General features: G+C 65.4%; 21 protein-coding genes and 1 tRNA gene. 18 read left to right on the top strand and 4 right to left on the bottom strand.

The annotated features are described in order from the left end of the window. Window positions 1–41: 41 nt before the first annotated feature. The 4 genes from ABWP22_RS05750 to ABWP22_RS05765 all read left to right on the top strand — a co-directional run bounded on the left by ABWP22_RS05750 (window position 42) and on the right by ABWP22_RS05765 (window position 5,793). Window positions 42–2,261, top strand: a complete 2,220-nt coding sequence (locus ABWP22_RS05750; protein ID WP_353199005.1) for a fused MFS/spermidine synthase — start codon at window positions 42–44, stop codon at window positions 2,259–2,261. Between the two features lie 96 nt (window positions 2,262–2,357). Further along, window positions 2,358–3,347, top strand: a complete 990-nt coding sequence (locus ABWP22_RS05755; protein WP_353199006.1) for an aspartate carbamoyltransferase catalytic subunit — start codon at window positions 2,358–2,360, stop codon at window positions 3,345–3,347. Further along, window positions 3,344–4,582, top strand: coding sequence for a dihydroorotase (locus tag ABWP22_RS05760; RefSeq protein WP_353199007.1), 1,239 nt, complete (start codon window positions 3,344–3,346; stop codon window positions 4,580–4,582). Before ABWP22_RS05755 ends, ABWP22_RS05760 begins: the two co-directional genes overlap by 4 nt. Then, window positions 4,576–5,793 (top strand): SPOR domain-containing protein, encoded by a 1,218-nt coding sequence (locus ABWP22_RS05765; protein WP_353199152.1) that lies wholly within the window; start codon window positions 4,576–4,578, stop codon window positions 5,791–5,793. The genes ABWP22_RS05760 and ABWP22_RS05765 overlap by 7 nt, the downstream gene beginning before the upstream one ends. Window positions 5,794–5,891: 98 nt before the next feature. Here the strand turns inward: ABWP22_RS05765 and ABWP22_RS05770 are convergent, their stop codons facing one another. Together ABWP22_RS05770 and ABWP22_RS05775 are read right to left on the bottom strand one after the other, a co-directional pair. Next, on the bottom strand, window positions 5,892–6,440 hold the full coding sequence (locus ABWP22_RS05770) for a GGDEF domain-containing protein (RefSeq protein ID WP_353199008.1): 549 nt from the start codon (window positions 6,438–6,440) through the stop codon (window positions 5,892–5,894). Window positions 6,441–6,638: 198 nt separating this feature from the next. Beyond that, window positions 6,639–6,857 (bottom strand): hypothetical protein, encoded by a 219-nt coding sequence (locus ABWP22_RS05775; RefSeq protein WP_353199009.1) that lies wholly within the window; start codon window positions 6,855–6,857, stop codon window positions 6,639–6,641. Window positions 6,858–7,326: 469 nt separating this feature from the next. Between ABWP22_RS05775 and ABWP22_RS05780 the strand changes: the two genes are divergently transcribed. The 4 genes from ABWP22_RS05780 (at window position 7,327) to ABWP22_RS05795 (ending at window position 10,659) form a co-directional block, all read left to right on the top strand. After that, the gene (locus ABWP22_RS05780) at window positions 7,327–8,322 is read left to right on the top strand and encodes a MarR family transcriptional regulator (RefSeq protein ID WP_353199153.1); all 996 of its coding nucleotides are present in this window, start codon (window positions 7,327–7,329) and stop codon (window positions 8,320–8,322) included. 241 nt (window positions 8,323–8,563) lie between these two features. Continuing rightward, window positions 8,564–9,409 carry a PEPxxWA-CTERM sorting domain-containing protein gene (locus ABWP22_RS05785; protein WP_353199010.1) on the top strand — a complete coding sequence of 282 codons (846 nt, stop codon included), beginning with the start codon at window positions 8,564–8,566 and terminating at the stop codon, window positions 9,407–9,409. A 214-nt stretch (window positions 9,410–9,623) separates the two neighbouring features. Further along, window positions 9,624–9,827, top strand: coding sequence for a hypothetical protein (locus tag ABWP22_RS05790; RefSeq protein ID WP_353199011.1), 204 nt, complete (start codon window positions 9,624–9,626; stop codon window positions 9,825–9,827). 10 nt (window positions 9,828–9,837) lie between these two features. Further along, window positions 9,838–10,659 carry a sulfotransferase family protein gene (locus ABWP22_RS05795; protein ID WP_353199012.1) on the top strand — a complete coding sequence of 274 codons (822 nt, stop codon included), beginning with the start codon at window positions 9,838–9,840 and terminating at the stop codon, window positions 10,657–10,659. A gap of 31 nt (window positions 10,660–10,690) precedes the next feature. Here ABWP22_RS05795 and ABWP22_RS05800 read toward each other — a convergent pair whose 3' ends face one another. After that, a complete protein-coding gene (locus ABWP22_RS05800; RefSeq protein WP_353199013.1) occupies window positions 10,691–14,122 on the bottom strand; it encodes an indolepyruvate ferredoxin oxidoreductase family protein in 3,432 nt (1,143 codons plus the stop codon). Between the two features lie 63 nt (window positions 14,123–14,185). Here ABWP22_RS05800 and ABWP22_RS05805 point away from each other — a divergent pair, with 63 nt between their 5' ends. The 3 genes from ABWP22_RS05805 (at window position 14,186) to ABWP22_RS05815 (ending at window position 17,550) form a co-directional block, all read left to right on the top strand. Next, window positions 14,186–14,875 (top strand): endonuclease/exonuclease/phosphatase family protein, encoded by a 690-nt coding sequence (locus ABWP22_RS05805; RefSeq protein WP_353199014.1) that lies wholly within the window; start codon window positions 14,186–14,188, stop codon window positions 14,873–14,875. Window positions 14,876–14,922: 47 nt separating this feature from the next. Next, entirely contained in the window at window positions 14,923–16,242 is a 1,320-nt protein-coding gene (locus ABWP22_RS05810) for a phospholipase D-like domain-containing protein (protein ID WP_353199015.1), read from the top strand. 72 nt (window positions 16,243–16,314) lie between these two features. After that, window positions 16,315–17,550 carry an acyl-CoA dehydrogenase family protein gene (locus ABWP22_RS05815; protein WP_353199016.1) on the top strand — a complete coding sequence of 412 codons (1,236 nt, stop codon included), beginning with the start codon at window positions 16,315–16,317 and terminating at the stop codon, window positions 17,548–17,550. 70 nt (window positions 17,551–17,620) lie between these two features. Here the strand turns inward: ABWP22_RS05815 and ABWP22_RS05820 are convergent, their stop codons facing one another. Then, window positions 17,621–19,312: a formate--tetrahydrofolate ligase gene (locus tag ABWP22_RS05820; RefSeq protein WP_353199017.1), complete on the bottom strand. Its 1,692-nt coding sequence runs from the start codon at window positions 19,310–19,312 to the stop codon at window positions 17,621–17,623. Window positions 19,313–19,399: 87 nt separating this feature from the next. On the opposite strand from ABWP22_RS05820, the gene ABWP22_RS05825 reads away from it, so the two are divergent. The 7 genes from ABWP22_RS05825 to clpP all read left to right on the top strand — a co-directional run bounded on the left by ABWP22_RS05825 (window position 19,400) and on the right by clpP (window position 25,175). Continuing rightward, window positions 19,400–20,821: a cytochrome ubiquinol oxidase subunit I gene (locus ABWP22_RS05825; RefSeq protein WP_353199018.1), complete on the top strand. Its 1,422-nt coding sequence runs from the start codon at window positions 19,400–19,402 to the stop codon at window positions 20,819–20,821. Window positions 20,822–20,825: 4 nt separating this feature from the next. Further along, window positions 20,826–21,830 (top strand): cytochrome d ubiquinol oxidase subunit II, encoded by a 1,005-nt coding sequence (cydB, locus tag ABWP22_RS05830; RefSeq protein WP_353199019.1) that lies wholly within the window; start codon window positions 20,826–20,828, stop codon window positions 21,828–21,830. Beyond that, window positions 21,823–21,978 carry a DUF2474 family protein gene (locus ABWP22_RS05835; protein WP_353199020.1) on the top strand — a complete coding sequence of 52 codons (156 nt, stop codon included), beginning with the start codon at window positions 21,823–21,825 and terminating at the stop codon, window positions 21,976–21,978. The genes cydB and ABWP22_RS05835 overlap by 8 nt, the downstream gene beginning before the upstream one ends. A gap of 170 nt (window positions 21,979–22,148) precedes the next feature. Then, window positions 22,149–22,469, top strand: coding sequence for a superinfection immunity protein (locus ABWP22_RS05840; RefSeq protein ID WP_353199021.1), 321 nt, complete (start codon window positions 22,149–22,151; stop codon window positions 22,467–22,469). Between the two features lie 159 nt (window positions 22,470–22,628). Continuing rightward, window positions 22,629–22,713: transfer RNA gene (locus tag ABWP22_RS05845), tRNA-Leu, on the top strand. A 60-nt stretch (window positions 22,714–22,773) separates the two neighbouring features. Continuing rightward, on the top strand, window positions 22,774–24,408 hold the full coding sequence (tig, locus tag ABWP22_RS05850; protein WP_502951093.1) for a trigger factor: 1,635 nt from the start codon (window positions 22,774–22,776) through the stop codon (window positions 24,406–24,408). A gap of 125 nt (window positions 24,409–24,533) precedes the next feature. Continuing rightward, a complete protein-coding gene (gene clpP, locus ABWP22_RS05855) occupies window positions 24,534–25,175 on the top strand; it encodes an ATP-dependent Clp endopeptidase proteolytic subunit ClpP (protein ID WP_353199023.1) in 642 nt (213 codons plus the stop codon). The last annotated feature ends 40 nt before the right edge of the window (window positions 25,176–25,215 follow it).

The following is a 25,215-nucleotide window of genomic DNA, read 5'->3' on the forward strand; positions in this document are numbered from 1 at the left end:
CCACCATATGGCTGCAATATGCGACCGAGCAGGGGGAACATATGACTGCGATTGCGGCCCGTGCCAGCCAGAACCTGCGACCGGTTTACATCGTCACCATCCTGACCGGGAGTTTTCTGCTGTTCCTGGTGCAGCCGCTGTTCGGGCGGGTGGTGCTCCCCATTCTGGGTGGATCGCCCAATGTGTGGAACACGGCGATGCTGTTTTACCAGGCGGCGCTGCTGGGCGGCTATATCTATGCTGATCGGTTGCAACGCTTGGCCGTGCGCCGGCAATTGCTGGTGCATCTGGGGCTGTTCGCGCTCGCTGCGCTGACCCTGCCGGTGGGGATGGCGAACTGGTTTCCGGCGGCTGATGGTGTCGATCCGCAACTGTGGTTGATCGGGCTGCTGTGCGCATCGATCGGGCCGCTGTTTTTCGTGGTGTCGGCGCAGGCGCCCTTGTTGCAGGCGTGGTTTGCGCGCACCGATGATGCGGCCGCGGCCAATCCCTATTTCCTCTATGCGGCGTCCAACCTCGGCAGCTTCGCCGCGTTGATCGCCTATCCTTTGCTGGTGGAGCCGCTGGCCGGCTTGTCGGCGCAGCGCTGGGCGTGGTCGGCCGGGTTTGTCCTGCTGGCGGGATTGACCGCACTGAGTGGCTTCATGGCGCAGGGTGCAGCCGGCGCGCAGCAAACCCGGGCGCGCGCGCCGGCCCCGGTGATCCCGCTGCAGCGCCGCTTGCACTGGGCGCTGCTGGCGGCGGTGGCGTCGGCGCTGCTGCTGTCCACCACCACGCATCTGACCACCGATATCATGGCGATGCCGCTGCTATGGGTGGTGCCGCTGGCGCTGTATCTGCTGAGTTTCGTGGCGGTGTTCTCCGCCGCCGGGCCGCGGCTGACCCGGGCGGCACAAGGCCTGTCGCCGTTGGCGCTGGTGCTGCTGGGCAGTTGGGCGTGCCTGTCGGGCGGGCCAGAGGTGGCGACCTTGTTTGCCTTGGCCGGGCTGCTGTTGCTGCTGCTGCTGTGCGTGGCGCTGCACGGCACGCTGGCCGAAGATCGGCCGGAACCGGCGGGGCTGACGACCTTCTATCTGTGGATGTCGCTGGGCGGTGCGCTGGGCGGCTTGTTCTGTGCGCTGATCGCCCCGATGGTCTTTCCCTGGCCCTGGGAACATCCGCTGTTGCTGCTGGTGGCGGCAGCGTTGTTGCCGGGCCGGGCGTGGAGCAAGCTGGCGGCAAGCCCGGCCTGGCGAGCGATCATGTTGCTGGCCGTGGCGCTGTTGTGCTGGGCGGCGGCGACGCGGTTCGGTTTCGCCGGGCTGGATCGCAGCAACGCCTGGCCGCTGCGCAGCATCGTGGCGGTGGCGATGGCCGCCGCGCTGGCCCTGTTGCTGATCGGACGGCGCATGTCGTTCGTGGTGGCACTGGCGGCGCTGATGCTGGCGATCGGTGGCATGGTGCAGATCGAAACGGACGTTGCCGGCAAACGCCAGCGCAGCTTCTTCGGGGTCTACACCGTCGATGCGCGGCCCAAGGCCGGCTATATCGCCTTGCTGCACGGCACCACCATGCACGGCGCGCAATCGCTGCGCCCCGAACTCGTCACCGAACCGATGACCTATTATCTGCGCGAAGCCGGCATCGGTCGCGCGCTGGCCCCGATGGGCGCGGATGCCCGCATCGGGGTGGTCGGGCTCGGCACCGGCACGCTCGCCTGCCACGCCAAACCCGGCCAGCGCTGGACCGCGTGGGAGATCGATCCGCTGGTGGTCGAGATCGCCAGGCAGCGCTTCCGCTATATCGCGCGCTGCAAGCCCGACATGAAGATCGTGGTGGGCGATGCACGGCTCACCCTGGCCGATGCGCCGCCAGCCAGCCTTGATCTGCTGGCCATCGATGCCTTTTCGTCGGATGCGATACCGCTGCACCTGATGACCGCCGAAGCCTTTGCGCTTTATGGCCGGGCGCTGGCCGAGAATGGCATACTGATGGTGCACATCTCCAACCGGTTTCTGAACCTGGAACCGGTGCTGGCCGCAATTGCCAGCGATGGTGGCTGGCAGACGCGGGTGCTGCAACTGCCGCCACCGCCCGGCGGCCGGCCGGGCTGGGTGACGGCGGGATCGACCTGGGTGGCCTTCAGCCGCAATCGCCAGCGGATGGATGCGCTGGTGGCGGGCGGCGGCGACTGGCGGGCGTTGCAAACGCGGCCGGGCATGAGCGTGTGGCGCGATGATTTCGCCAGCGTGCTGCCGGTGCTGCGCTGGCGCAAAGATTGATGCAATCTGCTCCCTCCCCCTTGCGGGGAGGGCGTTGATGGGCGCGGCCTGGCACAGGGTTGCCGGCTCCGCCCGCGGGCGATAGGAATGGCGCGCATGGAACGCGCGCCCTCCCACCCCGCATTGGCAGACGGCGTTCATCCGTTTCCGCACGATCATCTGCTTGGCATCGCCCAGTTGAAGCCGTGGGAGATTGCGTTTCTGATCGATGAATCAGAACAATGGGTGGAGATGAACCGGTCGCGTGCCGCCAAACACGACGAGCGGCTGCGCGGCCTGACGCAGATCAATGCTTTCTTCGAAAACAGCACGCGCACGTTGCTGAGCTTTGAAATCGCCGGCAAGCGTCTGGGCGCCGATGTCGTCAATCTGGGCGTGTCGGGATCGAGCCTTAAGAAGGGCGAGACGCTGCTGGATACGGCGTTGACGCTGAACGCCATGCACCCGGACATGATCGTCATCCGCCATGGCTCGTCGGGCGCGGTGCAACTGATTTCGGAAAAGGTCGATTGCCCGGTGCTCAACGCCGGCGATGGCCGGCACGAACACCCCACACAGGCGCTGCTGGATGCGCTGACCATCCGCCGCCGCAAGGGCCGCATCGCCGGGCTGAAAGTCGCGATTTGCGGCGACATCCTGCACAGCCGGGTGGCACGATCGAATTTCCAGTTGCTCGCCAGCATGGGCGCCGAAGTGCGCGCCGTCGCCCCGCCGACCCTGTTGCCCGATGGGTTGGATGGCTATGCCGTCACCAGCTTCACCGACATGGATGCGGGCTTGCGCGATGCCGATGTGGTGATGATGCTGCGCCTGCAAACCGAACGGATGGAGGGCGCCTATGTGCCGTCCCCGCGCGAATATTTCCGCTTTTATGGCCTGACCGAGGCTCGGCTGGCGCGGGCGGCGGGCGATGTGCTGGTGATGCACCCCGGCCCGATGAACCGCGGCGTGGAGATCGAAAGCGCCATCGCCGATGATATCGCCCGCAGTGCGGTGAGCGAACAGGTGGAGATGGGTGTTGCCGTGCGCATGGCCTGTCTCGATGTGCTCACCCGCCGTCGGCGTGGCGTGAAGGGCTGGGCATGACGCCTGCTACCCCCATCGCCATCATCAATGGCCGGGTGATCTGCCCGGCCAGCGGACAGGATGGCATCGCCACCATCCTGCTGCAGGATCGCATGGTCGTCGGCATCGGGCATGCCGAGCCGCCCAGCCACGCCCAGGTGATCGATGCGCGCGGGCTGGTGGTGGCGCCGGGCCTCATCGATGTCGGCGTGTTTCGCGCCCATCCGCCGGCCTGCCATGCCGGCGGCATCACGCGGGTGGTGTTGATGCCCGATCAATCGCCGCCGCTCGATGATCCGGCGCTGGTTGCCTATGCGCAAGGATCCGGCAAGCCCGATGTGTGGGTGCATCCGCTGGCCGCCGCAACGCGGGGGTTGCAGGGCGTCGAATTGGCCGAGATCGGGCTGGCGCAGGCGGCGGGCGCGGTGGGCGTGGCGACCGGGCGGCGGGCGATTGCCGATGCCCGTGTCATGCACCGGCTGCTCGCCTATGCCCGCGCCTTTGGCTTGACCGTGGTGTCCCACGCCGAGGACGCGGCGCTCACCGCCGGCGCGGTGGCGACCAGCGGCGAATATGCGACAAGGCTGGGGCTGGCGGCGGCACCGGCCTTTGCCGAGGCGCTGGCGATTGCGCGCGATTGCCGCCTGGCCGAGGCGACGGGCGCGGCGCTGCACATCCGCCAGGTGACAACGGCCGAAGGCCTCGCGGCGTTGCTGGCGGCGCGGGCGCGGGGGGTGGATGTGACCGCGGGCATCACACCGGCGCATCTGCTGCTCAACGACATGGCGGTATCCGGCTTCCGCAGCTTTGCCCGCCTGTCGCCGCCCTTGCGCGATGAGCGCGACCGGCTGGCGGTGATCGAAGGCGTGCGATCGGGCGCGATCGACATATTGGCATCCGGCCACGATCCGCAAAGCCAGGAAGACAAGCGCCAGCCCTTTGCCGATGCGCGGGCCGGGATGGCCGGCGCGCAAACATTGCTGGCGCTGGGATTGGGCCTGGTGCGTGACGACGTGATCGATTTGCCGCGCCTGATCGCCATGTTGAGCCTGAATCCGGCCCGGCGCTTTGGTCTGGTCGCCGGAACCTTGCAACTCGGCGCGCCAGCGGACATTGCAGTCTTTGACGAACACGCGCCATGGCGTATCGATGGACGAGTGTTCCACGGCGCAGGCAACACGCCATTTGACGGGTTGCCCACCACGGGACGGGTTCGCATGACAATCAAGGGCGGAGAGTTGGCTTGGCAGTGTTGAAGGCGATTGGCGCATTGCTGGTGCTGGCCCTGGTGGCCGGCGACCCTGCGCTCGCCGCCCCCCGCAAGAAGAAGCGGAACCGGCGCGCCAGCCGTCCGGCGGCCTCGGCCCCGGCGCGCGCCGAACCGCCACCGCCATCGGTGCGTCAGGGCGTGGAATTGTGGCGCGCCAGCAAATGGGACAATGCGGTGACCATGTGGCTGCCCTTTGCCGAAAAGGGCGATCCCGATGCCATGTTCAACATGGGCCAGGCCTATAAACTCGGCCGCGGCGTGGTGCTGGACAAGGTGATTGCCCGTGATTGGTATCGCCGTGCCGCGGTGAAGGCGCATCTGCCGGCGCAGGCCAATCTGGGCATCCTGCTGTTCCAGGCGGCAGAGAAGGACGAAGCGGTGCGCTGGCTGAAGTCCGCAGCCGACCGCGGCGAGATGCGGGCGCAATATGTGCTGGGCATCGTGCATTGGAACGGCGATGGCGCGGCCAAATCCATGCCGCTGGCCTATGCCTATCTGGTGCGCGCCGCCGCCCAAGGTCTGCCCGAAGCCACCAAGGCGCTGAACGAACTTTCGCAGGTCATCCAGCCGCTCGATCGGGCCAATGGCTGGCAGATCGCCACGGCGCTGGCCAACAACAGCAGCGTGCCGGCGCAATTCCAGTCGGCGATCCTGCCGCCGCCGCTGGATGCGCCCACCGCGCCGCCGTCGCCGGTTGCCGTGGTGGCGAACGCGCCGGCCACAGTCGAGACCGGCAGCAGCACCGCCGCCCTGAACGCCGCTGCGCTGAATGCCGCCAATGCGGGCTCGACCGGCGAAACCCAGATGGGATCGGCACCGCCCGAAACCACGCCGCCGCCCGCCACGCTGGCATCCCCCGCCGAACCGCCAGCCCCGCCGCCGGTGTGGGTGGCCGAACGGACCGTGCCGAAGCCCGCCGAAAAATCGCGTCCCAAGGCGCCGCGGCCGCCGCCGGAAACCGGCTGGCGCATCCAGCTCGGCAGCTATCCCAACCAGAAAAGCGCCATGACCGCGTGGACCAGGCTGGCCGCCGCACAAAAGCGCGATTTGAAGGGCCTGAAGCCCAAGGTCAGCAAGTTTGGCGGCATATACCGCCTGCAGGTCGGCCCTTTCCCCACCCGCAACGAAGCGATGGGCGGCTGCAAGAAGCTGGAAATCAACAACAACGGCTGTTTCGCAATCGATATCGGGGGCTGAGGGCAGGGGGTCTGCCCCCATCACGCCCGCTGTTTGCATCCACTTGCGTGTTGATTGACCCGCTCAGCCTGCGCGGGATTTCAGGAATGCATTCGCGCCTAGGCGGCCACGCGCACCCGGTTGCGACCGGCGCGTTTGGCGCGGTACATCGCCATATCGGCGGCTTGCACGGCATCGGGCAGGCTGGCGCTATGCTGGCCCGAAATGCCGATGCTGGCGGTGATCTGGATGGGGTGATTGTCGCGATCGAGGATCATGACCTGTTCGATGCCGGTCCTGATCGCTTCGGCGCACGCGGCGGCGGCCTGATCATCGGCGTCGGGCATGAACACGGCAAACTCCTCACCACCAATGCGCCCGATCAGATGGTCGTTGCGGGCACAGCGCAGCAAGGTCTGGGAGATGCCACGCAACACATCATCGCCAACAGCATGGCCATGCGTGTCGTTGATCGACTTGAAATGATCGAGGTCGATGATGAGGATGCGGCCTGGCTGCTGCGCCTGCAACTGTTCCGCCGTCTCCAGAAACGTGGCGCGGTTGGCAAGGCCGGTCAGATGATCGGTTTGCGCCAGCGCCTTCATCTGCATATAGGCATAGGTCAATTCGGTATAGAGCCACTCAATGCGCTCGGCCTTGCGGGCCATTTGCCAGGTGATGATCCCTGAAAGCACCATCGGCAACAGCGCTCCGAGCTCCCAGTAAGGCAAGGGTATATCCAGCCCCTCCTGCTGCGACATCAGCGCCAGGGCCGTCAATGTGATGCTTACGGAAACGGCGGCTGCACGGATGACCTTGCCCCAAATATGCATGCTTTACTCAAAGTCGTTCAAGGGATGTTCCGCTTACGCAATTTGCAACGCCGAGTCAGCCTGCCACGCGCGTCGCGCAACTGCAGCCTGCCGGCGCCATTCATGACCCAAGCCGCAAGTCCAGCCGTATACAGCCGTATACAGCCACGCGCCTTCCCCCACCGCCACCGCGCACCACAACGCCAGAAAATACCATAAATACAACGTCGGATAGCGGTGCGACTGTTTGAGATCTGCATACAGAAGCGGCATGTCGGCCCGGAATTGATCCGGGGTCGCGGGCCGAAAGCCGTGCCATGGCGGACAAGCACATCGAAAATGGACATGCTCACAATGAGCATGCTCGGCGTGAACATAACAGTATTTACATTTTACAAGGCGAATCGTCGTGGCGGCATCACCCGCCAGCCCCGAAAATCGTGGCGTTTGTGGACAAATTCGTTTCGCACGTGATTCGGCTGGTCGGTGCTGCGCTGGCGTCCCCAGCGGACGCCGCCGGCTTGGCATGTCCGGATCACCGCGGACGCACGCATGGCCGGGTCATGTGCCCAAAATGGGCATCTTTGGCCCGTGCAAGGCGGCCAAGATCATGGATTAAAACACAATAGCATGACAGTCGGATGCGGCACGGTGTTCGGTGCTGCAATCGGGTGATTGATCTTGTGGCAATGGAACCTGCTGAAATCTGCCTTGGGGGCGGCGCTGGGGATCGCGGCCGGTGATGCAGCACGCCGTGTCTGGTCCGGCCGTGGCCGCGCCTGATCCGGGGCCACCGCTGCGCGCCATCGCGCGTATCGTCGATGCCTGGTCGCTGGATATCATCTGCAACCTGCTGCGCTTTTTCGGCGGCGACACGCGGCTCACCGCAATCGGCCTGTTCATCCGGATCGCCAATACCGCGCATCTGTTCGATAGCCCGGCGCTGGCGGCGGCGTATCGCCATGGCCTGGTGGCGCCCCGGGATTGCCGCCCGGTCAAGATCGCCGCCATCGTCGCCGCACTCGGCTTTGATATGCAAACGGTGCGCCGCAAGATTGCCGATCTGCATGCCGCCGGCGGCTGCCTTGTGGATGATGATGGCGTCATCCTGTTGATTCCCGAACATGATATCGCGGCTTCTGCCGGCCATCCGGGCGGGCTGGCGGCGCAACTGGCGCTGCTGGTGGCGCAGTTGCGGGCACTGGTGCTTGAAAATGGCTATGATCCCGCCGCCATCGCCGAACTGCGTGCCGCGCTCGATCATGATTTCGATCGGCTTGCCCAATCCGAAACGCTGGCTGGCCTGATCGTCTGCCAATATCTGGCGCGCACGATGCTGTCCGGATCGCTCATATTCGGCAGCGACCGCGAAAGTGCCGTCATCTATTTCACCATCTATGTCGAAAGCGGGCGCAGCCTGGCGCAAGATCCGCAATTGTCGCGCGCCGATGCCTGGATCGACAGCGACTTGCCGGCCGGGGGGCGGCAATCGGTGACGGTGCGCGCCATCGCGCGGCGGATCGGCCTGCCGGCGGAATCAGTGCGGCGCAAGGTCAACCGGCTGATCGATCGCGGCTTGATCGAGCGGATGGATGATGGCGTCGCCGCCGTCCGCACGCGCAATGTTGTGCCGGTGCATGCGCCGCGGGCCTATGCCAGTCTCTTGTCCACCCTGGCGACGGTGCGGCGGATCACGCGGGCCGAAACTGGCGCGCACGCTGTCGCACCGGCAGCCTAGCCGGCGGGCGGCCGCCGGTTTCGCGCCGCCGCAACTGCCGGAATCCGCCTGAAGAAGGGCAAGGCTTGCCGCATTGCGCAGGCCATGCGGAGCGATTCTCGGAACCTGTCTAATCAATTGATAACGATAGATATTTGTCGCGAGTTCTGCCCCATTTTGATGCTTGCACGGCCACAAGATAACCTCTTCTGGTGTGCCCGCACGCGGCCATGGGGGCATGCGGCATCGAGGGGTTACATCCATGATGAGAATGATTCTGCTGGCCGGCGCTTCGCTGGCGGCGCTGGCGAGCACGGCGGCTGAGGCCGTGACGTTCAATTATACCGGCGCTGCGCAAAGCTACACGATCACCCAGACCGGCATCTACACGCTGGGTGCTGCCGGCGCGCAGGGCGGTGGTGACCAAGGCGGACTCGGGGCGTTCGTCTTTGGCCGGCTGTCGCTGACCAGCGGGACGGTGCTCAATATCATTGTCGGCGGCAAGGGCTTGGGCGCCACCGCCGGCAGCAGCACCTATGGCGGCGGCGGCGGCGGCGGCACATTCATCTATACCGATCTGTCAACGCCGCACGCGATCGCCGCCGGCGGCGGCGGCGACTATAGCGGCAACAGCGGCGGGTATGGCCGCGCCTACACCGGCGGCGGCACCACCAATTCAGAATATTCTGGCGGCACCGGTGGCTCCGGCGGCCAAGGCGGCTCCACTGCTTATGGCGGTGGCGGTGGCGGATGGCTCTCGGACGGCGGCAGTAGAGCGGGTCGAGGCGGCCGCGGTGGCCCGAATGGCTTCAACGGCGGCAGTGGCGACGCCAAAACTGGCTACCACGGCGGCTTCGGCGGCGGCGGCGGCTTCTCCGGCGGTGGCGGTAGCTACTACACCGGCGGCGGCGGTGGCGGCTCCTTCCTGGCGGCCAGCGCGACCAATACCGTGCTGACGGCGGGGATCAACAGCGGCGACGGTTCGGCCTCGATCGATCTATTCAGCGCGGCTGGCGGCGTTCCCGAGCCGTCGAGCTGGGCGATGCTGATCACCGGATTTGGCGGCGTCGGCGCGATGTTGCGCCGTCGCCGGTTGCGCACCGCCTGATCGCGGGGCACGATTGACACGGCCGGCGGCGTCCCCAGCGGGCGCCGCCGGTTTTGCATTTCCGGACCAGCTCGGACACGCGCATTGGCGGGCTGTTTGCCTAAAATGGGCATCTTCGTCACGAACATGGCAGCCTATATTGTTGATAAAGTGCGAAGGCATAGCCAAGACCCCAAATCCCACGAAAAATTTCGCGGCGCTTTGGAGTTGCTTTATGTTCCGAATGATATTGCTGGCTGGCGCTTCGCTGGCGACGCTGGCGAGCACGGCGGCTGATGCTGCAAACTTTGCCTACACCGGCAGTGTGCAAACCTATGCGGTCACCCAGACCGGTCCTCACGATCTGGTTGCTGGCAGCGTCGGCGGCATGCCCGAACCGTCGCGCTGGGCAATGTTGTTGGCCGGCTTCGCATCCTGAGGATATGACCATGAACAACGGTCTGCACTTCATTTCCGGGTTGCCGCGTTCCGGCTCCACGCTGCTGGCGGCGCTGCTGCGGCAGAACCCGTTCCTTCATGCCGCGATGACGAGCCCGGCCGGCAGCCTGGTCACCGGGCTGCTGTCGCAGATGAGCCAGGCCAATGAAGGCGGCGTGTTCATCGAGGATGACCAGCGGCTGCGGGTGCTGCGCGGTGTCGTCGACAATTATTATGCCGATCTTCATCCCCACAAGCTGATCATCGATACCAACCGGCTGTGGTGTTCGAAAATGGCGCTGCTGGCGACGCTGTGGCCGAAGGCCAAGGTGATCGCCTGTGTGCGCAACCCGGCGTGGATCCTCGATTCCGTCGAGCGACTGACGCGCCGCAACGCGCTGCAACCGTCGGGCATCTTCAAGTTCGACCCTGGCGGCACCGTCTATTCGCGCACCGAAGCCCTGCTCGCCGGCAATGGCATGATCGGTTATGCGCTGCACGCGCTGCGCGAAGCGGTGTTCGATCCGCACCATGATCGGCTGTTGCTGGTGCGTTATGAAAGCCTCACCGCCGATCCGCAGGGCGTGCTCGATCAGGTCTACGATTTCCTGGGGGTGCCACGCTTTGTGCACAGCCCGAACGAGATCGAACCGGATTATGATGCGATGATGTTCGATGCCCGGCTCGGCTCGCCGGGGCTGCACGCGGTCGGGGCAAAGGTGCACGTCAACGTGCGGCAAAGCGTGTTGCCGCCGGACCTGTTCCAGCGCCACGCGGAAGGGGCGTGGTGGGAACAGGCGGACGCCTTGCCGGCGGCGGCCCGCATGATCTGAAGGCGCCGGCGGCCGGGCCTTCAGCTCAGGATCACGCCGCCGCTTGTGCTGCGACGCCCGGCCATTTCGCCCACAGGGCAGCGCGGCGGGCGGCGACCTCGTCGCGCGCCTTGGCCTTCACCGGGCCGAAGCCGCGCACATCCATGGGGAGCTTGGCGATGGCCAGCGCCAGGCCGATGTTGGCGGGATTCACATCGCTGATCAGGCGGGCCACGTCGGCTGCATAGGCGGCGATATCGGCGCGCTCGTGCCGCCGTTCCTGGCTATAGCCGAACGGATCGAGCGCGGTGCCGCGCAGGGATTTCAGCTTGGCGAGCACGCCGAACGCGGTGAAGATCCACGGGCCAAAGCTGATTTTCTTCGGGCGGCCGGTCGCGGGGTCGGTGCGGGCGATCAGCGGCGGGGCCAGCAGCAAACGCGGCTTGCCAGCGCTGAACTGCGCATCATAGGCGGTGCGGAAGCGGCCGTCGCTGTAGAGGCGGGCGACTTCATATTCGTCCTTGTAGGCCATCAGCTTGTAGAGGCTGCGGGCGACCGCTTCGCCCAGCGCGTCGCCGCCGGCGTTGCGGGCCTGTTCCACGACGCTGCCGAAGCGGGCGGCGTAGGCGGCGTCCTGATAGGCGGTCAGATCGGCGGTGCGGCGGGCGATGATCTCGTCGAGATTGGTGGCGGGCGGTTCCGGCTGCGGGCCGCGGGAGGCCTCCACCAATGCCAGCACCTGATCCGGGCGGGTGGCAAGCAGGCGGCCCAGCGCGAAGGCGCGCTTGTTGAAGGGGATGGCGACGCCGTTCAGTTCGATCGCGGCCTCGATGCTCTGGCGCTTCAGCGGGATCAGGCCCTTTTGCCAAGCATAGCCCATCAGCAGGATGTTGCTGCCGATGGCATCGCCAAGCAGGGCGGTGGCGACGGTGTCGGCCGCGACGAAATCGCAGGCATTGGGGTTGGATGCCTTGCGGATGGCGCGCTCGACGGCGGCGGTGCGGAAATCATAATCGCGGTTGCGCACGAAATCGCTGGTCGGCGCGATATCGGCATTGGCAACAACGGCGGTGCGATCGGGCACCATCAATGTTTGCGTCGGCATGTCGGCGGCAACGACGGCGTCGCAAGCCAGCACCAGATCGGCATTGCCGGCCATGATGCGTGGGCTCAGGAGATCGCCTGCCGATGCCGCGATGCGGACATGGCTGTAAACCGCGCCGCCCTTCTGGGCGAGGCCGGCCATGTCGGCGGTGGTGCTGGCCAGGCCCTCGATATGCGCGGCGGTGCCGAGCAGTGCCGACACGGTGAGCACGCCAGTGCCGCCGATGCCGGTGACCATGATATTGTATCCGGCGCCGGGGGCGGGCGGGTGCGGTTCTTCCAGGCCATCCACACTGAATTCAGCGCTGGATTTCTTGACTGCAGCGCTGTCGATGGTGACGAAGCTGGGGCAGAAGCCCTGCACGCAGCTGTAATCCTTGTTGCAGCTCGATTGGTTGATGCGGCGCTTGCGGCCATATTCGGTTTCCAGCGGCTCCACGGAGACGCAGTTGGATTGCACCGAACAATCGCCACAGCCTTCGCAGACGGCTGGGTTGATGAAGATGCGGCGGTCGGGATCGACCATCAGCTTGCGCTTGCGGCGGCGGCGTTTTTCGGCGGCGCAGGTCTGATCGAAGATGATCACCGTGCAGCCTTGGGTGGCGGCGAATTCCTGGCTGATGGCGGGCAGGGCGCTGCGATCGAGCAGGCGCACGCTGCCGGGGATGGTCACGCCTTTGTAGCGGGTGAGGTCTTCGGTGAGGATGACGACCTTCTTGGCATGTTCGGCCAGCATCTGCGCCGCGATCTGATCGACGCCAAGCTCGCCGTCATGCTTCTGGCCGCCGGTCATGGCGACGGCATCGTTGTAGAGGATCTTGTAGGTGATGTTGACGCCCGCCGCGATCGACTGGCGGATGGCGAGCAGGCCGGAATGGAAATAGGTGCCGTCGCCGAGATTGGCGAACACGTGGCTTTCCGAAACGAACGGCGCTTCGCCAACCCAGGTGACGCCTTCGCCGCCCATCTGGGTGAAGGTTTCGGCGCGGTCCATCCACATCGCCATGATGTGGCAGCCGATGCCGGCCAGCGCGCGGCCGCCTTCGGGCGGCTTGGTGCTGCTGTTGTGCGGGCAGCCGGAACAGAAATAGGGGCTGCGCTTGATCGGGGTTTCATAGGCGGCAGATTTTGCCGATTGGTCGCGGAAGAAGCTGATGGCGGCACGGATGCGCGGCGTGTCGTGGAAATGCTGCAGGCGCGCGGCGATGACATTGGCGATGACGCCGGGGGTCAGTTCATTGTCCGGGCTGAGCAGCCAGTCGCCGCGCTCGTCACGCTTGCCGACGACGCGCGGTCGAACGCTTTCGCGCCAGTTGTAGAGCTGCCATTTCAGTTGATGTTCGATGAATTCGCGCTTTTCCTCGATGACGAGCACTTCTTCGAGGCCTTCGGCAAAGCCGCGGATGCCGTCCGGCTCCAGCGGCCACGGCATGCCGACCTTGTAGACGCGCAGGCCGATGGCGGCGGCGACCGGTTCGGTGATGCCGAGTTCGGCGAGCGCCTGCATCGTATCGGCGTGGGCCTTGCCGGTGGTGACGATGCCGATGCGCGGGTTGGGAGAATCCCAGATCAGCCGATCAATGCCGTTGGCGCGGGCAAAGGCCAGCGCGGCAAAGCCCTTGTAGCGTTGCAGGCGCGTGTCTTCCTCGCGCCAGATATCGCCGCGGCGGATGTGCACACCGCCATCGGGGAATTCAAATTCCGGAAGGATGATATGGCGGTTTTCATGCGCCAGATCGATGGTGGCGCTGGTTTCCACCGTGTCGGCGGTGGCCTTGAAGCCGACCCAGGTGCCGGCAAAGCGGCTCATGGCGATCCCGAGCAGGCCGTATTCGACGAATTCCTGCACGCTCGACGGGCTGAGGAACGGCACGAAGGCGGCCTGGAAATTATGGTCGCTCTGGTGCGGCAGGGTGGAGGATTTGGCGCCATGATCGTCACCGACGATGGCCAGCACCCCGCCATGCGCCGATGTGCCGGCGGCATTGGCGTGCTTCAGCACATCCATGGCGCGATCAAGGCCCGGCCCCTTGCCATACCAGATGCCGAACACGCCATCCTTTGTCGCCTTGGGGTTGAGCGCGACATGCTGCGTGCCCCAGACGGCGGTGGCGCCCAATTCTTCGTTCACGCCGGGAACGAAGTGGATATCCTGCGCTTTCAGATATTGTTTTGCGCGCCACAATTCCTGATCATAGCCGCCCAGCGGTGATCCGCGATAACCGGAGATGAACCCGGCCGTGTTCAGACCGGCGGCGGCATCACGCCATTTCTGCACCAGCGGCAGGCGCACCAGCGCCTGCACGCCCGACATGAACACCCGGCCATCGCGGAAGCGATATTTGTCGTCGAGCGAAACGGGCGGCAAATCGGCGACCATGGTCGCTCCCCACTATCTGATTATTGGGTCAACAATACTGTCCTTTCTTGTCGAGTGCAAGCCGTGACGCTGACCGTCGCCAGTTACAATATCCACAAGGGCGTCGGCAGCGATGGGCGGCGGTCGCCGCAGCGCATATTGGATGTGATGGACGAAATCGCCGCCGATGTGGTGCTGCTGCAAGAGGCGGACACGCGGTTCGGGGTGCGCCGTTCCGTGTTGTCGGGCGAAATGCTGGCGGCTTGTGGCTGGGTGGCGGCACCGCTCGGCGATCATGCGGCGCTGGGCTGGCATGGCAATGCCGTGCTGGTGCGTGGTGCTGCACGGCTGACGCATTGCGCCCCCATCCACTTGCCGGCGCTGGAGCCGCGCGGCGCCGTGCTGGCCGATGTGATGCATGGCCAGATGCCGTTGCGGCTGGTGGGGGCGCATCTCGATCTGTCGGGCCTGTGGCGGGCGCGGCAGACCCGCGCCATGGTGGCGGCCATTGCGAGCGCGCCAGGCAACCCGCCGGAACTGGTGATGGGCGATTTCAACGAATGGCGCGGTCGCGGCGCGGCGCTGGACGAACTGGCGCGGCACTGGCGCGAAATCCGCCTACCCGCCAGTTTCCCGGCGCGGCTGCCGCTCGGCCGGCTGGACCGGGCCTTTGCCAGTCATGCCCTGGATGTGGCCGATGCCGGCGTGCATGCCACGGCCCTGGCCCGCGCCGCATCCGATCATCTGCCGATCTGGGTGCGGTTGTCGGCATGACGGCGTGGATGGCACCATATTGTGCAACGCATGCCGGTCAAAGCGGCGTGCAATTGCTGAGTGATGGCCCGGCAGCGCTGGCGGTGCGGATCGCATTGGTGCGGGCGGCGCGGATCAGCATCGATGCCCAATATTATATCTGGCGTGATGATGTGGCCGGGCGGCTGTTGCTGGACGAATTGGTGGCAGCAGCGGGACGCGGCGTGCGGGTGCGGCTGCTGCTCGATGATTTCGGTTCGCCGCAGGCCGATCGCTGGGCGATGGCGCAGGTGGAACTGCGGCTGTTCAACCCGGCGCGGCTGCGGCGCTGGCGCTGGATGAATGCGCTGTTCGATTTTTCGCGGCTCAATCGGCGCATGCACAACAAGGCGCTGGCGGTGGACGGCATCGCCGCCGTGATCGGCGGGCGCAACATCGGCGATGTCTATTTCGATGGCGGCAACCCAGGGTTGGCGGCCGATCTGGATGTGCTGGCCATCGGCGCGATTGCGCGCGACATGGAGGGCGATTTTCAGCGTTACTGGGATGTTGCCGTGCCGGTGCCGTGGGTGCAGGGCACGCCGTCACCGCAGCCGAGCCCGCTGCGCAACGCCTATCTGGCCGCCGCCGGCAGTCCGCCGACGCTGGCGATGATCGATGCGGCGCAGGATTTCATCTGGGCGCCGGTGCGCATCCTGTCTGATCCGCCCGGCAAGATCAGCGACCGCGTGCCGCAGTCCAGCCTGTTGTTGCCGCAATTGCTGGCTGCGCTGGGCCCGGTGACACAGCGCTTCCTGCTGGTCTCGGCCTATTTCATCCCGACACCGGCGGTGGCCGCGGTGCTGGCGGACATGGCCGGACGGGGGGTGCAGGTCGATGTGCTGACCAACAGCCTGGTTTCCAACAATGTCGCGCTGGTCCACGCCTGGTATGCGCCGTGGCGGCGGCGCCTGCTGGCGATGGGGGTGCGCCTGTGGGAAATGCGCGGGGTGGGCGGCGCGCGCGCCCGGCTGGGCCTGATTCCGCGCCGATTGCGCCGTCAGCCGGACAGAGGCAGCTTTTTCCGCAGCAGCGCGGCGGCCCTGCATGCCAAGACGTTGGTGGTCGATGGCCGCTGGCTGTTTGTCGGATCGATGAATGTCGATGAACGCTCGCTGCGCTTCAACACCGAATTGGGCTTTCTGATCGACTCGCCCGAATTGGCCGGCCGGCTGACGACAGCGCTGGACGCCGGCCTGCCGCGCTTTGCCTGGGCCGTGGAGGCGTGCGGCGACAGCCTGGCCTGGCGGGAGGACGATCGCCTGATCCAGCCGGAACCCGGCACCAATGCGCTGCAACGTCTGGCGCTGCGCCTGCTCGGCTGGCTGCCGCTGGGACAATTTTTCTGAGGGGCGGGTGATAGGTTGCCTGGCTGTGCCCGCCCGATATGATGCGCCGACAACCGGGCGGGGAGCCAAACCATGTCGATCGATTTCGAAATTCCAGCCGAAGCCAAGGCCATTCGTGAGCGGGTGCGGCAATGGGTGAACGACGAATGCCGGCCGGCGGAAAAGGAGCTGCACGACGGCGGTGATTACCAGACGGTGCTGGCGCGGCTGCGGGCCAAGGCGCGCAGCGCAGGTCTGTGGTTGCCGTTCATTCCCAAGGAATATGGCGGCATGGGGCTGGGGCCATTGGCCAATGCGCTGGTGCAGATGGAGTTGGGGCAGTCCCATCTCGGCGCGCTGTCGATGAACAGCCAGGGGCCGGACGATGCGACGATGCTCACCCTGCTGGCGCATGGCACCGAGTTCCAGAAGGAAAAGTTCCTGAAACCCCTGCTGAATGGCGAAAAGCGCGTTTGTTATTCGATGACCGAGAAAGCCGCCGGCGCCGATGCCACCGGCATGCGCACCACCGCGGTGAAGGACGGCAATGAAAATTATGTGCTGAACGGCGAAAAATGGTTCTCGTCGGCGGCCAGCGCGGCCGATCTGGCGGTTGTCATGGCACGCACCGATCCCGATGCGCCGCGCCATCGCCAGTTTTCGACCTTCATCGTCGAACTGCCCAACCCCGGATACATCATCAAGCGCGATATCAAGACCATGGCAATCGAAGGCCCGCTGTCCCAGGTGATGGGCGGCGGCCACAGCGAGATCGAGATCCGGGATCTGGTGGTGCCGGCCGACAATCTGCTCGGCGGCGAAGGCAATGGCTTCAACATGGGGCAGCACCGGCTGGCCTATGGGCGGCTCAGGCACGGCATGCACAATGTCGCCATGGCACAGCGCGCGCTCGATCTGGCCACCGCGCATGTCACCCAGCGCTCCACCTTCGGCAAGCCGCTGCACGAGCGCCAGGGCGTGCAGTTCATGCTCGCCGAATGCGCCAGCGAACTTTACATGGCGCGGCTGATGCTGCTCCACATCGCCTACAAGGCCGAAAAGGGCATGGACCTGCGGCAGGAGAACAGCATCGCCAAGGTGTTCCTGGCGCACATGGTGCACAAGGTGGTCGATACCGCCATCCAGTTGCACGGCGCGCTCGGTTACAGCCAGGATACGCCGCTGGCGAGTTGGTACACCCATATCCGTTCGCAACGCCTGGTCGATGGCCCGGATGAAGTGCACCGCTGGACCGTGGGCCGCAACGTCATCAAGGCCTATCAGGCGCATGGCACGACGGCCTCGGCCGCGGGGGGTGATCTGATCTAGGCGCGCGCTGGCGGCGAGCCGCATGCAGCAGGACGGGGCATGTCCACCGGCCAGTGAGCGCTGCCGGGCCTCAGCTCAGCCCCTCGATCCGGCCTTGCGTATCCAGATGAATCCCGATGGCCGACGGCGTTTTCGGCAGGCCGGGCATGGTGGCGATGTCGCCGGCCAGCGCGACGATGAAGCCGGCGCCGGCGGCGAGGCGGAGTTCGCGGATGGGGAGGTCGTGGCCGGAGACGGCGCCGCGGACCTTTTCATCCGCCGTGAAGCTGTAGGGCGTCTTGGCGAGGCAGACCGGCAGGTTGGCGAGGCCTTCGGCGCGCAGCGCGGCGAGTTGCTTTTGCGCGGTCGGGGACAGGGTGACATGGCCGGCGCGGTGGATTTTCGTGGCCACAAGGGTCAGCGCGTCGAGCACGTCGGTGCCGGTGGCGTAGAGCGGGGTGAAAGTGCGTTGCGGGTCGGTGTTGGCGTCGGCGAGGGCGGCGACGCTGCGGGCCAATTCTTCCGCACCGGCCGGGCCATCGGCCCAATGGCGGCAGAGGTGGGCCGCGACCCCCAACGTGTCGCGGCAGTGGGTGAGCACTTGTTGCTGTTCGTCGGCATGATCGTTGGTGAAGGCGTTGAGGGCGACGGCGACAGGCAGGCCAAGGCTGCGCAGATTTTCGACATGGCGGGCGAGCACCTCGAGGCCGCGGCCCAGCGCAGCCGGGTCGGGCGTGCCCAGATCGGCCAGCGCCATCCCGCCATGATATTTCAGCGCGCGCACCGTGGCGACGACCACGGCGGCAGCGGGCGCCAGCCCGGCGGAACGGCACTTGATGTGGCAGAATTTCTCCGCGCCCAGATCGGCGCCGAAGCCGGCTTCGGTGACGGCGAATTCGCCCAGCGCCAGCGCCGCGCTGGTGGCGATGACGCTGTTGCAGCCGTGGGCGATGTTGGCGAACGGCCCGCCGTGGATGAGGGCAGGGGAGCCATGGATGGACTGCACCAGATTGGGCTGCATCGCCTCCACCAGCAGCGCCGCCATCGCGCCGGCCGCGCCGATGTCGCCAGCAGTGACGGGATTGCCGGCGGTGTCTTTCGCGACGCGTATGCGGGCGAGGCGGGCCTGAAGGTCGGCCACATCTTCGGCCAGGCACAGGATCGCCATCACTTCGGAAGCCACGGTGATGTCGAAGCCGGTTTCACGCAACGGGTGGTTGCCTTGCCCCATGCCCGACACGATCTGCCGCAAGGCGCGGTCGTTCATGTCCAACACGCGCTTCCACGTGATGCTGCGCGGGTTTACGGGCAAGCCCGATGGCATGGCGAGGCCAAAATGCACCGCATTGTCGAGCATGGCGCTCAGCAGATTGTGTGCTGAGGTGATGGCGTGGAAATCGCCGGTGAAGTGCAGGTTGATCTTTTCCATCGGCAGCACCTGCGCCTGGCCGCCGCCGGTGGCGCCGCCCTTGCGGCCGAACACCGGGCCAAGGCTGGGCTCGCGCAGGGCGATCACCGCGCGGCGGCCGATGCGGTTCAGCGCGTCTGCCAGCCCGATGGTGGTGGTGGTCTTGCCTTCGCCGGCCGGCGTGGGGTTCACCGCCGTGACCAGGATCAACTTGCCGGCAGGCTTGTCACGCAGATCGGCCAGCGTCGCGGTCGCCAGCTTGGCGATGTGATGGCCGTGCGGTTCGATGTCGGCGCTGCCCAGCCCGATGGCGGCGGCGATGTCGGCGATGGGGCGCAATGTCGCTGCGCGCGCAATTTCAATGTCAGTCGCCATGATTCCCCGCCATAGGGCCGTTGTTGATCCCGATGGATGCGCCTACACGGCTGCAACGCCGGCGGGAAGGAGCGAACGGACCTTCACATGTTCGATGATATTTCTGCCCTGTCGCTGGCGCGGTTCCAGTTCGCGTTCACCGTCTCGTTCCATTTCATCTTCCCGGCCTTCTCGATCGGCCTGGCGAGCTATCTGGCGGTGCTGGAAGGCCTGTGGCTGAAGACCGGCCGCGATGTGTATCTGCAATTGTTCAAATATTGGCTGAAGATCTTTGCCATTGCCTTTGGCATGGGCGTGGTTTCCGGCATCGTCATGGCCTATCAGTTCGGCACCAACTGGGCGGCCTTTTCCGACAAGGCGGGGCCGGTGATCGGCCCATTGATGGCCTATGAAGTGTTGTCGGCCTTCTTCCTGGAATCGGGCTTTCTGGGCGTCATGCTGTTCGGGCTCGATCGGGTCGGCAAGAAACTGCATTTCATGGCGACCTGCCTGGTGGCGTTCGGCACCACCGTGTCGGCCTTCTGGATCATCGTCGTCAACAGCTGGATGCAGACGCCGCAAGGCTATGCCATTGCTGCCAATGGGCAATTTTATGCCACCAACTGGCTGGAGGTGATCTTCAACCCTTCCATGCCCTATCGGCTGACGCACACGCTGCTGGGCGCCTATCTCACCACGGCCTTGGTGGTCGGCGCGGTGGGCGCGTTCCACCTGTTGAAGGATCGCAAGCTTGGCCGCGCGGCCCAGCCGGCGACGAAGATCATGTTTGCCATGGCGATGGCCATGGTCGCCGTCACGGCGCCGCTGCAGGTGCTGGCCGGGCACGAACATGGCGTCAACACGCTGGCGCACCAGCCGGCCAAGATCGCTGCGCTGGAAGGCCATTATGAAAGCCATGATCGCCGCGCGCCGCTGATCCTGTTCGGCGTGCCCGACGATGCGGCGCAGCAGATGCATTACAAGGTGGAGATCCCGGCCATCGGCAGCCTGATCCTGCAACATGATCTGGAAGCCTCCACCATGGGGCTGGACAAGGTGGCGCCGGACAATCGCGCCAAGGTTGCCCTGCCCTTCTATGCGTTTCGCGTGATGGTCGGGCTGGGCATGCTGATGCTGCTGCTTGGCGCCTGGGCGGCGTGGGGTGCCTGGCGCGGGCGGCTGTTTGAAACGCCGCTGCTGCACCGGCTGGCGCTGGCGATGGGGCCGGCCGGGTTTGTCGCCGTGCTGGCCGGGTGGATCACCACCGAAACCGGGCGGCAACCCTTCACGATCTTTGGCGTGCTGCGCACGGCGCAGAGTGCTTCGCCGCTGGATGCCCCGGCGGTGGCAGCGTCGCTGATGGCCTTCATCCTCGTCTATTTCTTCGTGTTCGGCGTGGGCAGCTGGTTCATCCTGAAACTGATGGCAGGCGAACCGACGCCGGCCGAACAGATGCCCGACCCCGAACAGGCCGCCGACGTGGGGGCTTTGCCACCGGACTCGCCGTTCGGTTTCCAACTGGCGGAATGATCGCATGGCGCCTGATCCTGGATTGACCCTGGTATGGGCCGGCATCATCGGCCTGGCCATCTTCGTCTATGTCATCACCGATGGCTTTGATCTGGGCATCGGCATCTTGTTTCCGGTGATGGCGCCGGGGCCGGAGCGCGAAACCGCGATCGCCACCATCAAGCCGGTGTGGGATGCCAATCAGACCTGGTTGGTGCTGGGCGGCGGCGGCGTGTTTGCGGCGTTTCCGCTGGCCTATGCGATCCTGATGCCGGCGGTTTATGCGCCGCTGATCATGATGTTGCTGGGGCTGATCTTCCGCGGTGTGGCGTTCAAGTTCCGGTCGCGCACCACCCGCATCTGGCTGTGGGATTTCGCGTTTTTCGGCGGATCGACCCTGGCGGCCTTTTGCCAGGGCGTCATCCTGGGCGCGGTGCTGCAAGGCGTGAAGGTTTCGGGGCGCAGCTATGCCGGCGGCTGGTGGGATTGGCTGTCGCCGTTTTCCCTGCTCACCGGCGCATCGGTGGTGGCGGCCTATGCGCTGCTGGGGGCCTGCTGGCTGATCTGGCGCACCGAAGGCGCGGTGCAGGATCACGCCTATCGCATGGCGTGGCGCTGTGGCGCGGCCAGCATTGTCGCGGTCGGCGCGGTCAGCCTCGCCACGCCGTTCCTCAACCATGATTATTTCAGCCGCTGGTTCGAAGCCCCCGGGATCTATTTTTCGGCGCCGGTGCCGTTGCTGGTGGCGGTGACGGCTTTCTTGTTTGTGCGCGCCCTGAAACGCCGGGCCGAAATGGCGCCGTTCTTCCTCGCGCAGGCGCTGTTCCTGCTCACCTTCATCGGCTTGGGCATCTCGATCTTCCCGTGGGCGATCCCGGGGCAGGTGACCATCTGGCAGGCCGCCACCATGGCCAATGCGCAAAGCTTCATGCTGGTGGGTGTCGTCCTGCTGTTGCCGGTGATCCTGGGCTATACCGGCTATGCCTATTGGCTGTTCCGCGGCAAGGTCGGGGCCGAATTCTATGGCTGATCCTCTGGGGGGTGAGCCGGAGGGGGGGCAGCCCGAGGCCACGCCGCGCCTGGCCAGACGGCTGTTCTGGTTCGCCGCGTTGTGGGCCGGCAGTGTCGCCATCGTCGGCGCCGTGTCGCTGCTGCTGCGCACCTGGCTGCTGGGTTGACCCGATTTTTTTGACGATTGTGTCGCCTTGGGCGGCACTTTGCAGAAGCATGTCAAAATGGTTGGGAATTTGCTTGCCAGAATCTTAACGATACGTAAACCTTTGCGTGCGGGGGAACTGAGTCGACCGGCGGGCGAGGGCCTGCCGAGCGATTGGTCGGGAGCAAGGCAATGGCGGCAAGCGCAACGGCGGTCTGGCTCATCTGGGGCGGCTTCGTGTTCCTGTGCGTGTTCAATTTCCTGCCCGCTGCGGTCGCCTATGTGAATGGCCATCCGGACAAGCATCTGCTGGCGGTGCTCAACGTGGTGTCGCTGTTTTCCTTCGCGCTGTGGATCGCGCTGATGGCCTGGGCCGCCACCGGCCGCAACGATCATCCGATGATCCAGCGCTTTGTCGGCACCCCGCAAAAACGCAAGCGGTTGGTGGCATCGGTGGTCGGCCTGGTGCTGGCGGGCTTTGCCGGCACGGCGCTTTCGCTCAATCTCGTCTGACGCGCCGCCCCCATGGTCCAACCGGCTGGCAGCTTGCGCGGCGCCGGCCGTTTTTCTTTCCGCGCGCGCCGCGCCGGGATCGCGCGCGAATATTGACGGGCTTTGTTGCCTTGCGCTGACCGGTCACACTGGTATACGCGTCCGCTTCCAGCCCCGGGTGCGGGCGTGGCGGAATTGGTAGACGCGCCGGATTTAGGTTCCGGTGTTGAAAGACGTGGGGGTTCGAGTCCCTTCGCCCGCACCATTTTTGCCACGGACGCGTGGGGGAATGTTCACTGAATTTGACAGGAAGACGGGTTTTTCGATGCAGATTGCCGAAATCACCAACCAGGGCCTGCGCCGCGCTTATTCGCTGGTGATCCCCGCCGATATCATCGCTGCCAAGGTCGATGCCCGCCTGGCCGAAGTGTCGAAAACCATCAAGATGCCGGGGTTCCGCCCGGGCAAGGTGCCGCCGAACCTCGTCAAGAAGATGCACGGCGCGGCCCTGCGTGGTGAGGCGTTGCAGGCGGCGTTGAACGATGGCGTCAACCAGGTGCTCGCCGATCACGGCCTGCGCCCCGCCACCCAGCCGCAGGTCGATGTGGATGGCGAACTCGCTGATGATGGCGATGCGCGCTTCACCGTCAGCCTCGAAGTGTTGCCGACCATCGACGATGTGAAGATCGACGAGCTGGCGCTGGAAAAGCTGGTGGTGCCGGCTGACGATGTCGCCATGGATGCGGCGCTCGCCCGCCTGGCCGAATCGTCGCAGCGCAGCGAGCCGGCGCCGGAAGGCCATGCCGCGGCTGGCGGCGACACGGTGGTGATCGATTTCGAAGGCAGCGTTGGCGGCGTGCCGTTCGACGGCGGCAAGGGCGAAGGCATGCGGGTGACGATCGGCTCCGGCCAGTTGATCCCGGGTTTCGAAGACCAGTTGATGGGCGCGACCGTGGGCGAGGATCGCACCATCAAGGTGACCTTCCCGGCCGATTATGGCGCCGCCAATCTGGCTGGCAAGGCGGCGGAATTTGCCGTGACCGTGACCGGCGTGGAAATACCGGCCGAAACCGCGCTGGATGATGAATTTGCCAAGGGCTTCGGGCTCGACAGCCTCGATGCGCTGAAAGAGATCCTGAAGGATCAACTGGATAACGAGCTGGGCACCCTGTCGCGCACCCACATGAAGCGCAAGCTGCTCGATACGCTGGCGTCGCGTCACGATTTCGATGTGCCCGAATCGATGGTCGATGCCGAATTCGATCAGATCTGGCAGACGCTGGAAGCCGAAGCCGCCAAGGATGCCGATCCGGAAGGTTCGCGCGCGCAGATCGAAACCGAGCGTGATGATTATCGCCGCATCGCCGTGCGCCGCGTGCGTCTGGGGCTGCTGCTGTCGGAAATCGGCCAGCGCAACGGCATCAGCGTCAGCCAGGCCGAAATGAACCGGCTGATCGGCCAGGAAGCCGGGCGCTATGCCCCGGCCGAACAGCAGAAGGTGGTGAAGTTCTTCCAGGAAAACGCCATGGCCGCCATGCAGCTGCGCGCGCCGCTGTATGAAGACAAGGTGGTCGATTTCCTGATCGGCAAGGCCGATGTGACGGAACGCAGCGTGACCCGCGACGAGCTGGAAGCTGCCATCGAAAGCGAAGACGAATCGCCGACTGGCGCGGCCCATGGCCATCCCGGCCATGTGCATGGCCCGGATTGCGACCATGATCACGATCATGCGCCGGCAAAGCCGAAGAAGGCTGCCGCCAAGAAGGCCAAGGCTGACGAACCGGTTGCCGAAGCGGCTGTCGAAGCGGTCGCGGAAGCTGAACCAGCGAAGAAGGCTCCTGCCAAGCGCGCCAAGAAGGCCGATGCGGAAGCTGTTGCCGAACCTGTGGCTGAGGCTGCAGAGCCGGCCGCCGAAGCGGCGCAGCCCAAGCCGAAGAAGGCCGCCAAGAAGACGGCCTGACGTTCACGTTCGCTTTGCAGGCCCCCGCCGGCACCGCCGTGCGGGGGCCTGTTGTTTTTGGCGGCACTGTGCCCCCTTGAACTTGGCTGGCAAACGTCCGAACTAGGGTGCCAGAGGAGATTCCCATGATTGTTCCGCCCTATGGTCCCAACGCCGGTCTCGTTCCCATCGTCATCGAAAGCTCGAACCGCGGCGAACGGTCGTTCGATATCTTCTCGCGCCTGCTGCGCGATCGCATCGTGTTCGTGAATGGCCAGATCGAAGACGGCATGGCCTCGCTGGTCGTGGCGCAGTTGCTGTTCCTGGAATCGGAAAATCCGAAGAAGGACATCTACATGTACATCAACTCGCCGGGCGGGGTGATCACCTCGGGCATGGCGATCTATGATACGATGCAATATATTCGGCCCAAGGTGGCGACGGTGTGCGTTGGCCAGGCAGCGTCGATGGGCAGCTTTCTGCTCGCCGCTGGCGAGCCCGGCATGCGCAAGGCGCTCAAGCACAGCCGCATCATGGTGCACCAGCCATCGGGCGGTGCACAGGGCCAGGCCACCGACATCGAAATCCAGGCGCGCGAAATCCTGCGCATCCGTGGCATCATGAACGATCTCTATGTGAAGCACACCGGCAAGGATCTGGACGTCATCGAAAAGGCCATGGAGCGTGACAAGTTCATGAGCTCCGAGGAAGCCAAGGATTTTGGCCTGATCGACGAAGTCACCGAAAAGCGGCCGTTGCCGACCGAAGGCGATTCGTTGGCGGCGTGATGGCACACTGCCAAGTCGTGCAAAATTACAGTTAATTGCT

It is taken from the genome of Sandarakinorhabdus sp., assembly GCF_040398665.1.
Classification (GTDB): domain Bacteria; phylum Pseudomonadota; class Alphaproteobacteria; order Sphingomonadales; family Sphingomonadaceae; genus Sandarakinorhabdus.

Excerpts from the sequence above, each read along its gene's own strand:
- ABWP22_RS05760 (WP_353199007.1), top strand. The coding sequence starts at position 3,344 with ATGACGCCTGCTACCCCCATCGCCATCATCAATGGCCGGGTGATCTGC.
- ABWP22_RS05755 (WP_353199006.1), top strand. The coding sequence starts at position 2,358 with ATGGAACGCGCGCCCTCCCACCCCGCATTGGCAGACGGCGTTCATCCG.
- ABWP22_RS05780 (WP_353199153.1), top strand. The coding sequence starts at position 7,327 with ATGCAGCACGCCGTGTCTGGTCCGGCCGTGGCCGCGCCTGATCCGGGG.
- ABWP22_RS05825 (WP_353199018.1), top strand. The coding sequence starts at position 19,400 with ATGTTCGATGATATTTCTGCCCTGTCGCTGGCGCGGTTCCAGTTCGCG.
- ABWP22_RS05770 (WP_353199008.1), bottom strand. The coding sequence starts at position 6,440 with ATGGCCCGCAAGGCCGAGCGCATTGAGTGGCTCTATACCGAATTGACC.
- tig (WP_502951093.1), top strand. The coding sequence starts at position 22,774 with ATGCAGATTGCCGAAATCACCAACCAGGGCCTGCGCCGCGCTTATTCG.
- ABWP22_RS05820 (WP_353199017.1), bottom strand. The coding sequence starts at position 19,312 with ATGGCGACTGACATTGAAATTGCGCGCGCAGCGACATTGCGCCCCATC.
- ABWP22_RS05790 (WP_353199011.1), top strand. The coding sequence starts at position 9,624 with ATGTTCCGAATGATATTGCTGGCTGGCGCTTCGCTGGCGACGCTGGCG.
- ABWP22_RS05815 (WP_353199016.1), top strand. The coding sequence starts at position 16,315 with ATGTCGATCGATTTCGAAATTCCAGCCGAAGCCAAGGCCATTCGTGAG.
- ABWP22_RS05835 (WP_353199020.1), top strand. The coding sequence starts at position 21,823 with ATGGCTGATCCTCTGGGGGGTGAGCCGGAGGGGGGGCAGCCCGAGGCC.
- ABWP22_RS05775 (WP_353199009.1), bottom strand. The coding sequence starts at position 6,857 with ATGCCGCTTCTGTATGCAGATCTCAAACAGTCGCACCGCTATCCGACG.
- ABWP22_RS05800 (WP_353199013.1), bottom strand. The coding sequence starts at position 14,122 with ATGGTCGCCGATTTGCCGCCCGTTTCGCTCGACGACAAATATCGCTTC.
- cydB (WP_353199019.1), top strand. The coding sequence starts at position 20,826 with ATGGCGCCTGATCCTGGATTGACCCTGGTATGGGCCGGCATCATCGGC.
- clpP (WP_353199023.1), top strand. The coding sequence starts at position 24,534 with ATGATTGTTCCGCCCTATGGTCCCAACGCCGGTCTCGTTCCCATCGTC.
- ABWP22_RS05795 (WP_353199012.1), top strand. The coding sequence starts at position 9,838 with ATGAACAACGGTCTGCACTTCATTTCCGGGTTGCCGCGTTCCGGCTCC.
- ABWP22_RS05840 (WP_353199021.1), top strand. The coding sequence starts at position 22,149 with ATGGCGGCAAGCGCAACGGCGGTCTGGCTCATCTGGGGCGGCTTCGTG.
- ABWP22_RS05785 (WP_353199010.1), top strand. The coding sequence starts at position 8,564 with ATGATGAGAATGATTCTGCTGGCCGGCGCTTCGCTGGCGGCGCTGGCG.
- ABWP22_RS05750 (WP_353199005.1), top strand. The coding sequence starts at position 42 with ATGACTGCGATTGCGGCCCGTGCCAGCCAGAACCTGCGACCGGTTTAC.